The following is an 838-nucleotide window of genomic DNA, read 5'->3' as shown; positions in this document are numbered from 1 at the left end:
CATCCTCGAAGCCCGGCAACTGCGCAACGGCGTCGATGCCGGCCAACTCCTTCAGCACGAACAGCATGTCCTTGACGGGGGCGTGATAGCTCATGGGGTGTCTCCTCTCTCTTCTGTCGATGGCGAAAAAAAGGGGCGCTCGTCGCGCCCCTTCTTCTCGTGTGCTTGCCGCCGAAGCGTCACACCGCTTTAGCCGAGCTCGCTCACGAGCTCCGGTACCAGCGTGAACAGATCGCCGACGAGGCCATAGTCGGCCACGCTGAAGATCGGCGCTTCCGGATCCTTGTTGATCGCGACGATCACCTTCGAATCCTTCATGCCGGCCAGATGCTGGATCGCACCCGAGATGCCGACCGCGATGTACAGCTGCGGTGCGACGATCTTGCCGGTCTGGCCGACCTGGTAGTCGTTCGGCACGTAGCCGGCGTCGACTGCCGCGCGCGATGCGCCGAGTGCGGCCGACAGCTTGTCCGCCAGCGGCTCCAGCACCTTCGTGTAGTTCTCGCCGCTGCCCAGCCCGCGGCCGCCCGACACGATGATGCTCGCGCTCGTCAGTTCCGGACGGTCCAGCTTCGTCACTTCGCGGCTCACGAACTGCGACTTGCCTGCATCGGCCGCCGCGTCGATCTTCTCGACCGCTGCGCTGCCGCCTTCCGCTGCAACCGGATCGAAACCCGTCGCACGCACCGTGATGACCTTGATCGGGTCGCTCGACTGCACCGTCGCGATCGCGTTGCCCGCGTAGATCGGGCGCTCGAACGTGTCGGCACCGTCAACCGCCGTGATGTCCGAGATCTGCGCGACGTCCAGCTTCGCGGCGATACGCGGCGCGATGTTC

At 65.3% G+C, this 838-nt stretch carries 2 protein-coding genes; both read right to left on the bottom strand.

Annotated elements, in window-relative coordinates; all coding sequences use genetic code 11:
- The coding region (locus tag HWX08_RS34145) for an acyl-CoA dehydrogenase N-terminal domain-containing protein (protein ID WP_175807155.1) at window positions 1-94 on the bottom strand (94 nt) is incomplete at its 3' end.
- Between the two features lie 95 nt (window positions 95-189).
- On the bottom strand, window positions 190-838 hold a 649-nt coding region (locus HWX08_RS34140; protein ID WP_175869761.1), incomplete at its 5' end, for an electron transfer flavoprotein subunit alpha/FixB family protein.

It is taken from the genome of Burkholderia metallica, from assembly GCF_902832845.1.
Taxonomy (GTDB): domain Bacteria; phylum Pseudomonadota; class Gammaproteobacteria; order Burkholderiales; family Burkholderiaceae; genus Burkholderia; species Burkholderia metallica.
The sequence above is the reverse complement of the archived record's forward strand: the minus strand, read 5'-3'. Positions and strand labels throughout refer to the sequence as shown.